The 8,611-nt window shown below is 71.2% G+C and carries 8 protein-coding genes; 3 read left to right on the top strand and 5 right to left on the bottom strand.

The window, feature by feature from the left end; all coding sequences use genetic code 11:
* The coding region (locus ACIQOV_RS14870) for an amidohydrolase family protein (RefSeq protein ID WP_401048646.1) at positions 1 to 327 on the top strand (327 nt) is incomplete at its 5' end.
* 148 nt (positions 328 to 475) lie between these two features.
* Here the strand turns inward: ACIQOV_RS14870 and ACIQOV_RS14865 are convergent.
* The 5 genes from ACIQOV_RS14865 to ACIQOV_RS14845 all read right to left on the bottom strand — a co-directional run bounded on the left by ACIQOV_RS14865 (position 476) and on the right by ACIQOV_RS14845 (position 6,175).
* Positions 476 to 2,230, bottom strand: a complete 1,755-nt coding sequence (locus ACIQOV_RS14865) for a ricin-type beta-trefoil lectin domain protein (RefSeq protein WP_401048644.1) — start codon at positions 2,228 to 2,230, stop codon at positions 476 to 478.
* A 393-nt stretch (positions 2,231 to 2,623) separates the two neighbouring features.
* Positions 2,624 to 3,466, bottom strand: a complete 843-nt coding sequence (locus ACIQOV_RS14860) for a ketose-bisphosphate aldolase (RefSeq protein ID WP_401048643.1) — start codon at positions 3,464 to 3,466, stop codon at positions 2,624 to 2,626.
* Positions 3,457 to 4,398, bottom strand: coding sequence for a 1-phosphofructokinase family hexose kinase (locus ACIQOV_RS14855; RefSeq protein ID WP_401048642.1), 942 nt, complete (start codon positions 4,396 to 4,398; stop codon positions 3,457 to 3,459). The genes ACIQOV_RS14860 and ACIQOV_RS14855 overlap by 10 nt, the downstream gene beginning before the upstream one ends.
* Positions 4,395 to 5,306 (bottom strand): ROK family protein, encoded by a 912-nt coding sequence (locus tag ACIQOV_RS14850; protein ID WP_401048640.1) that lies wholly within the window; start codon positions 5,304 to 5,306, stop codon positions 4,395 to 4,397. The genes ACIQOV_RS14855 and ACIQOV_RS14850 overlap by 4 nt, the downstream gene beginning before the upstream one ends.
* A complete protein-coding gene (locus tag ACIQOV_RS14845) occupies positions 5,303 to 6,175 on the bottom strand; it encodes an SIS domain-containing protein (RefSeq protein WP_401048638.1) in 873 nt (290 codons plus the stop codon). Before ACIQOV_RS14845 ends, ACIQOV_RS14850 begins: the two co-directional genes overlap by 4 nt.
* Before the next feature lie 447 nt (positions 6,176 to 6,622).
* Between ACIQOV_RS14845 and ACIQOV_RS14840 the strand changes: the two genes are divergently transcribed.
* Both ACIQOV_RS14840 and ACIQOV_RS14835 read left to right on the top strand, forming a co-directional pair.
* Entirely contained in the window at positions 6,623 to 7,882 is a 1,260-nt protein-coding gene (locus tag ACIQOV_RS14840) for an ABC transporter substrate-binding protein (protein WP_401048636.1), read from the top strand.
* A 29-nt stretch (positions 7,883 to 7,911) separates the two neighbouring features.
* Positions 7,912 to 8,611, top strand: a 700-nt coding sequence (locus ACIQOV_RS14835; protein WP_401048635.1) for a carbohydrate ABC transporter permease, incomplete at its 3' end; no start/stop codon positions are given.

The following is an 8,611-nucleotide window of genomic DNA, read 5'->3' as shown; positions in this document are numbered from 1 at the left end:
CCCCTCGGCCCCCTCCAGGTCCAGGTCAAGAACGGCGTCGCCATGCTCCCCGACGGCAGCTCCATCGCCGGGTCCACGCTGACCCTGGACCGGGTGTTCCGAAGAGCCCTCACCGTCGGGAGGCTGACGCTCGGCCAGGCCGTGGAGTCGCTGTCCGCCACCCCGGCCCGGCTGCTCGGCCTGAGCGACTCGATCGGCTCGCTGGAGACCGGCAAGCTCGCCGACCTCGTCGTGGTCGACTCCGGGAGCTACGACCTCGTCGCCGTCATGCGCCGCGGCCGCTGGGTGCTCGGCGGCGAGACGTTCCGGCCCGTGAAGGCCGACTGAGCACTCATGCGGTACCTGCTCGCGATGGCGGCGTCGCCGGTGGGGAGCGCGGTGGGAAGGCGGTGCGACGGTGCACGCGCCCCGGGGGCCGACCCCGCTGACGGCCGGGTCGCCGCCCGCCTCGACGGCGGACGGCGACCACAGGTCATCAGACGGGCAGGACCCAGATCTGGTTGGCCTGGTTGACCTCGCTCACGCCGCAGCCGTCGACGATGATCGGGGTGGCGTCCGTGGTGTCGGACGCGTAGTCGTCCACGCACAGGTTCAGGCCGGTGTTCTGCAGGTAGCCGTTGCGCTGGTAGGCCCATTGCTCACTGGCGCGCCCGTCGCAGGGGTTCAGCACGGCCCAGTAGCCCACATGGCGGCTGTCGTCGCTCCGGTAGACGGCGTCGAGGCAGCCTCCGAGGGTGCGGACGGTGCCGTCGCCCGGCATCGTCCAGCGCTGGTTGGCACCGCCGTGGCAACCGTAGAGGGTGACGGGGTTGTCCGGGCCCGTGCCTGCGTACGCGTCGTCCAGGCACTTCCCACCCATGCCGGCGATCTGTCCGGTGGGCTGCTGGCCCGTACAGCCCGCACCGGGGGTCACGCGGAAGATCGCGGTGCCGTGCGCGGGGACGGAGGTGCTGATCGTGCCGGTGCTGGAGGACCTCGTTCCGGTCCACAGGTCCTTGACGCCGGCCGAGCACCCGTCGCCCTGGAAGCCGACGGCATCGAGCGTGGTGCCGGCCGTGATCGCGCCGGTTCCGCGGTTGAGCAGGGCGACGGCCCGGTCCCCGTTGGCCAGCGGGCGGGAGAGGACGTCGACGGTGCCGTTCCGGGAGACGACGCCCGCCTGCTTGCCGAGCGGGTCCTGGTCGATCGCGATGATGTCCGTGTTGGACAGCGTCGCCAGTGACGCGGCGGAGAGGTTGGGGATGTCGGTACTGAGGATCAGGGGCGAGGCCATCATCGACCACAGCGCGAACTGGCTGCGCGACTCCTCGTCGGTGAGCGCGTCACCGGTGATGAGGAAGTCCGGGTCGTTCCAGCTGCCGGGGCCCGAGTAGCGCGCGAGCTGCGAGTTGTACCCGTACTGGGTCATCACTCCTGCCTGGTTGCCGTCGTGGCTCCAGGCGTTGTGGGAGGAGTGGTACATCTTGACGTCGTAGCCCTCGCGCCAGAGCTGGCCGCTCCGACTCGCCTGGTCGATGACCGTGTACCAGTCGGCGAGGTCGGACCGGCCGATGTAGAAGTAGGCGGGCGAGGATTCGGAGAAGACCATGTCGCGACCGCTGGCGTTGGCCTTCATGGCGGCGCCGAAGTCCTTGTACGCCTGGCTGTAGCCAGCCGCGGTGTTCGCCGAGGCCGGCATGTTGCAGCCGTCGAGCTTGATGTAGTCCACGCCCCAGGACGCGAAGAGGTTCGCGTCCTGCTGGAAATGGTTCCAGCTGCCGGGGTAGCCGCCGCAGGTGTCGGTGCCGATGTCCTCGTAGAGGCCGAACTTGAGTCCCTTGGCGTGCAGTTGCCTGCCGAGCCAGGCCATGCCGTGCGGGAAGACCGTCGGGTCGGCGACGAGGTTGCCGGTCGCGTCGCGCGAGGCGGCCATCCAGCAGTCGTCCACGGTGACCGTGTCGTACCCCTTGGCCGCCAACTTCTTGTCGACCAGGGCTTTGGCCTGGGCCAGGATCAGTTTCTCGCTCACCCCCGCGTCACCGGGGTTGGGGTTGTCGGCGCGGCAGCCGAACCGTGCCCAGTTGTTGAAGCCCATCGGCGGCGTCACGGCCAGTGCGTTGCCGTTCGGGCTGGTGGCGGTGGGCGACGCGACGGCAACACTCGGAGCGAGGAAGGAGCCGGTCGACGCAGCGATCGCGGCGATGACCGCGGTGACGGATCGCCTGTGTCGGCGATAGGAAGCAAGTGCCATGAGCCATGTACTCCTGACTGGTTGTCGCGGAACCGGCACCCGGTCGCTCACCTGCTCGCGCGCACCTCCCTGTCGGCCGTCGGAGGGGCCGACGGGCCGCTCGGCGTAGCGCGCGGTACGGGCAAGTCCGCTCCGGATGCGGTGAAGTGACGGTCCGAGGCGCGGTCCTCGCCGTCTTCGGGTGACGCCGATGAGATGTCCGGCAGGCCTACGCCTGCGCCGACCAGTGCAGTGCACCGTGGCTGATGTTGTCAACATATGCGCTTAATGCAGCTTGATTAATCACTATCAAGCATCTTCGTCCATCTTTTGAGCATAAAGGTAGGGCAACATCGGGCAGTGCGACGCCGAGGCCCGCCGTGTGTCGAGAGGGGCCTCGGCGCGTCACCGTCCTCAGGCCCCCGGCGCCTTGAGGACGCGCAGCAGGCGGGAGACCTCCGCCGCCACGGCCGTCCGGCCGGAGCCCAGGTAACGGCGGGTATCGACGAGCTCCGGGTTGTCTTCGAGGGCGCGCCGCACGGCGCCGGTGAAGACCTGGTTGAGGTGGGTGGCGATGTTGACCTTGGTCATACCGTGCTCGACGGCGCGGGTCAGGTGCTCGTCGGCCACGCCGGATGAGCCGTGCAGGACCAGCGGGACCGGTACGGCCGCGCGCAGTTCGGCGATCAGGTCGAAGTCGAGGACGGCGTCGCGAGTGAGCATGGCGTGGGAGGTCCCGACGGCCACCGCGAGGGCGTCGACGCCGGTCGCGGCGACGAAGGCGGCGGCCTCGGCGGGAACGGTCCGCGCACCGGGGGCGTGCACGCCGTCCTTGCCGCCGACCTCGCCGAGCTCGGCCTCCACCCACACGCCTGCCGCATGGCAGCGGGCGACGACCTCGGCGGTGGCGCGGACGTTCTCCTCGTAGGGCAGCACGGAGGCGTCGAACATGACCGAGGAGAAGCCGAGTTCGACGGCCTCGGTCACCAGGTCCGCCGAGGTCGCGTGGTCGAGGTGGACCGCGACCGGCACCGAGGCGGTGCGGGCCGTGGCGAGCACGGCGGAGGCTATCGGGGCCAGCTGCCCGTGGTAGCGGATCGCGTTCTCGCTCAGCTGCAGGACCACCGGGGCACCGGCCGCCTCGGCGCCCGCCACGATGGCCTGGGCGTGTTCGAGCTGGATGACGTTGAAGGCGCCCACCCCGCGTGCGGAGTCCGCCGCGGGGGTGACGATGGCGCCGGTTCCGGTCAAGGGCATCGGGGGCTCCTCTGAGAGTGCAGGGGGTGGACGTCCACCAGCGGTCGCAGGCGGCGGTGGACGTCGGGGTCGAAGTCGCCGGCCAACGGGGCGCGCACGGCGGCGGCGGACAGGGCCACCGCCTCGGCCAGCCGCTCCGGCCAGGGGGTGGCGTCGACCAGGCCGAGCGTCAAGGCGGCCACCGCGGCGTCTCCCGCTCCGGTGGGGTTTCCGGCCAGGTGATCCGGCGGCCTGGCCCGCCAACTCGCCTGCGGCGTCACGGCGATGAGGCCGTCGGGGCCGAGTGAGGCGACCACCGCCCCGGCTCCGCCGTCGACCAGCGCACCGGCCGCGGCGACCGGGTCCGTCAGGCCGGATGCGGCGGCGAGTTCGTCGGCGTTCGGCTTGACCAGGTCGGGGCCGGCCGCCAGCGCGGCCCGCAGCGCGGCACCGTCCGCGTCGACCACTGACGGGACTCGGTGTGCGCGGGCCAGCCGCACCAGTCGGCCGTACGCGTCCTCGGGCACGCCCGGCGGCAGGCTGCCGGAGAACACCACCGCCGACGCCCGGGGCAGGAGGCCGTCGAGGTGGTCGAGCAGCCGGGCCCAGTCCTCGGTCGAGATCGCCGGGCCCGGTTCGAGCAGGATGGTGGTGTCCCCGGCGCTCTCGTCCACCACCGCCACCGTGCGGCGGGTCTCCCCGGCGATCGGCAGCAGGCGTTCGGGCAGGCGGGCGGCGGCGAGGTCGCGCCGCAGCGTCGCGCCGGCGGTTCCCCCGGCGAAGCCGGTGACCACGGTCTCGTGGCCGAGGGCGTGCAGCACCCGGGACACGTTGACCCCCTTGCCACCGGCCCGCTCGGCCGTCGACCGGACGCGGTTGCTCCCTCGCGGGCGCAACCGGTCGAGCCGGTAGGTGACATCGAGCGCGGCGTTGAGCGTGACGGTCAGGATCACCGGCCGGCCTTCCGATGCAGCAGGTCGAGCGCCAGCAGGGCGGCACCCTGACAGCCGGCCTCGTGGCCGAGTTCGGCGGGGAGGACCTGCGGCAGTGTCTGGAAGGTGAGCCGCTCGGCCACCGCTGCGCGCAGGGGTGTGAAGTACGGCTCGCCGGCCCTGGCGAGGCCGCCGCCGATCACGATGCGCTCGGGGTCCAGCAGCGTGATCGCGGCGGCCAGCCCGTCCGCGAGCGCCTCGATCGCCTCGTTCCAGACCGTGACGGCGGCCTGGTCCCCGGCGGCGGCGCGCTCGCCGACGTCCTTGGCGGTGACCCCGCCCTCCCCGGTGGCAGCGGTGTAGCGGCGGGCGATGGCGGCCGCCGAGGCGACGGTCTCCAGGCAGCCCCGGCCGCCACAGGGGCAGGCCGGCCCGCCGGGCCGGACCACCAGGTGGCCGAGCTCCCCGGCCCGCACGTGGCTACCGGTCACCGCCCGGCCGTCGGACATGACGGCTGCCGCGATGCCGGTGCCGACCGGGACGAACAGGAAGTCCCGGCTGCCGCGTCCCGCGCCGATCCGTGCTTCGGCCAGGCCGCCGGCCCGGACGTCGTGGCCCAGTGCCACCGGGACGCCCAGCTCCTCGGCGAGCCAGTCCCGGACCGGCAGTCGGCGCCAGCCGAGGTTGGCCGCCAGGACCGAGGTTCCTGACGACTCGTCGACGATGCCGGGCACCGCGATGCCCGCCGCCGCCGGGCGGTGCCGGTCGGCCAGTTCGCGGGCCGCCGCCAGCACCGTCTCCAGCACCGCGTCCGGGCCGCGCTCGGCTCCGGTGAACCAGCGGTCGCTCTCCCGCAGGATGCCGCCCTCGTCGGCCGTGCCGCCCTTGATGTAGGTGCCGCCGACATCGAGGGCGATCACTCTGGTCACGGCTGGGCCAGGACGATCGAGCGGGTCAGGTTGCGCGGCTGGTCGGGGTCCAGTCCGTCGGCCTTGGCGAGCTCCACGGCGAGGCGCTGGGCGCGTACCAGGTCGGCCAGTGGGTCGAGGGTGGTCACCGAGGTGACGGCGCCGATGCCCTGCACCTGCTCCAGCAGTCCGGTCGGCGGCTCGCCGAAGAACCAGACCACCCGGCCGGGGGCGGCGATGCTGATCGGGCCGTGCCGGTACTCCATCGCGGGGTAGGACTCGGTCCAGGCTCCGGAGGCCTCGCGGAGCTTGAGCGCCGCCTCGTTGGCGAGGCCGACTGTCCAGCCGGTGCCGACGAAGGTGAACTGGCCTGCGCTGACGGCGCCTTCGGGCAGGTCCTCGGTCAGCGCCCGCTCTGCCTGCTCGGCAAGGTCGGCCGGGGCCAGGTCCAGGTGGCCGCGCAGCAGGGCGAGCGCCGTGGTGGCGAAGCGGGTCTGCACCACCGACTTCTCGTCGGCGAACTCCAGGTCCACGACGGTGTTCGCGGCCGTGCTGATCGGCGTGTCGAGGTCGCCGGTGAGCGCCACGCTCGGGATGTGCTGGGCCCGGGCGAGGGCGGCGAGCACCTCGGTCGTCGTCCCGGAGCGACTGATGGCGACCAGCCGGTCATAGCCGCGGGCGGCCGGGAACTCCGAGGCCGCGAACGCGTCGGTCTCCCCGAGCCCGGCAGCCTCGCGCAACGACGCGTACGCCTGCGCGATGTACAGGGACGTTCCGCAGCCGATCACGGCCACCCGCTCACCCCGCTCCGGGAGCCCAGCGGGCTCCAGCTCCAGCACCCTGCTCCAGCACTGCGGCTGACTGGCGATCTCCCGCTCGACATGACTCATTCAGGACTCTCCTCGGTAGGGGCTCGGGGGCGGTGCTCGGGCTTCGGTCCGTCCCGACGTTCGCTCAGACTGGCGAGCCACAATGCTTGAAACTGATCTATTCATAGCCCAATACGTCATCTATGAGCAACGCTGGTGGCCAGCCGCCTTGGCTCTCCGTCGGCGCCACTTCGCCACATGACCGCGCGCCGTCGATACGGTCTTCGATCGATTGAGCAGTTTCAGTCACATGTCAAGCAGCTTCAGGGGGCCGGGTTGCCTCAACTCCGACTGCAACGCTTCGGTAACGCGGCTAGCCCGCCAGGAAGGCGGCGGTGCACACTCTGGTGACACTGATGCTCGATATTGACCAAATATCGCGCGCACAGCGCACCTTCGCGCAAACTGCACGATCCCCCACCAGGGCCGCCGCTGGGGCCGGCCCCAGCTACAAAGGCGGTATCAGAGATGAAGCGGCGTCTGCTCTCCTTGTCGGCGGCCACGGTGGCCGGAGCGCTCGCGCTGTCGGGGTGCAGCAAGGGATCGAATTCCGGTTCGACCTCCGCCGACGGCGTCACCACGATCAAGTTCGTCGCGGCCGACTACGGCTCCAACGGACAGAACCCGACCCAGGCGTACTGGCAGGGGGTGATCTCCGCCTTCGAGCAGCAGAACCCCAAAATCAAGGTCGACCTCCAGGTCATCAACTGGAACGACATCGACACCCAGGTCAAGACGATGGTGCAGAACGGCAACCAGCCGGACATCCTGCAGACCGGCGGCTACGCCGACTTCGCCAAGAACGGCCAGCTCTACCCGGCCCAGGAGGTCCTCTCCGCCGCCACCACGGCGGACCTCCTCCCCGCGATGGCCCGGGCCGGCGAACAGGACGGCACCCAGTACGGCATCCCGTTCATCTCCAGCGCCCGGATGTTCCTGATCAACAACGCCCTCTTCAGGAAGGCCGGCCTCGACCCGGCCAACCCGCCCAAGACCTGGGCCGACCTCACCGCGGCCGCCACCGCCATGAAGAACGCCGGCGTGGAGATCCCGCTCGGCGTACCGCTGGGCAGGGAGGAGGCCCAGGGCGAGGCGTTCATCTGGATGCTGGAGAACCACGGCGGCTACCAGGACGCCAAGGGCCAGTACGTCATCAACTCGCAGGCCAACATCGACACCTTCACCCAGCTCAAGAGCTGGGTGGACGCCGGTCTGACCGAGCAGAGCCCGGCCTCCGTCAACCGCACCGACCTGGCCAAGGACTTCGCCTCGGGCAAGGTCGGCATGCTCAACGGCATCCCCACCCAGCTGAACGACGTCAAGGACATGGACGTCACCTGGACGGCGCTGCCCGGCAAGGACGGCGCCTCCCAGGCCACCCTCGGCGTCGCCGACTGGGTGATGGCCTTCAAGAAGAGCGGCCACAAGGACCAGATCAAGGCCTTCCTCGACTTCGCCTACAGCAAGGACAACACGGTGAAGTTCGACAAGGAGTACAACCTGCTGCCGGTCACCCGGTCCGCGCTCACCGCTCTCCAGGCCGACCCGGACGAGAAGGCGCTCGCGCCGTTCCTGCAGATCCTGCCCACCGCCACCTTCTACCCGCTCAGCGACCCGACCTGGCCCGCCGTCTCCGCACAGGTCAAGACCCAGATCGGCAGCGCGGCCAGCGACCCGAAGAAGGCCCTCGACGCGCTCCAGCAGGCCGCCCGGCAGGCCGGCGAGTGACCGGCGCGACCGCAAAGGGAACCCCCACCGTGTCTTCTCGCAGCACCACGGACGTCCGGCCGGGTGCCCCCTCCCGGCCGGCCGCGCCGAAGGCGGGCCGGCCGGCCAGGCGCCGTTCCCTCTTCTCCCGGCTCGGGGCACTGCCCTGGCTGGCCCCTGCCGTCGTGCTCATCCTGGGCGTGGTCGTGTGGCCGGTCATCGAGATGGTCACCACCTCGCTCCACAGGATCGACACCACGGGCACGGACCACGGCCCGGCCGGACTGGTCAAGTACCACAAACTCTTCAGTGACCCCCGGCTGCCCGGCGTCCTCACCTGGACCGTGGTGTGGACGGTCGCCGTCGTCGGCCTGACCATGCTGATCTCGCTCGCACTGGCCCAGTTGTTCAACCAGAACTTCCCCGGCCGCCGCCTCACCCGTTGGGCGCTCATCGCCCCCTGGGCGGCCTCCGTGCTGATGACCGCGATCGGCTTCCGCTGGATGCTCGACCAGGTCGCCGGCGTGCTCAACCGCCTGCTGCTCGACCTCGGCCTGATCGACCACCCCCAGGCATGGCTCGGCGACGCCGCCCACGCCAGACCCTGGCTGGTCTTCGTCGCCGTCTTCGTCTCACTGCCGTTCACCACCTACACCCTGCTGGCCGCGCTGCTGCGGGCGCAGGGCGTGCCGACCGGCCTGTGCTACCAGCGGCTGGAGGACGGCGAGGGCGGATTCGTGCTGCACGCCC

The organism is Kitasatospora sp. NPDC091257 (genome assembly GCF_044757675.1).
Lineage (GTDB): Bacteria > Actinomycetota > Actinomycetes > Streptomycetales > Streptomycetaceae > Kitasatospora > Kitasatospora lactacystinica.
The sequence above is the reverse complement of the archived record's forward strand: the minus strand, read 5'-3'. Positions and strand labels throughout refer to the sequence as shown.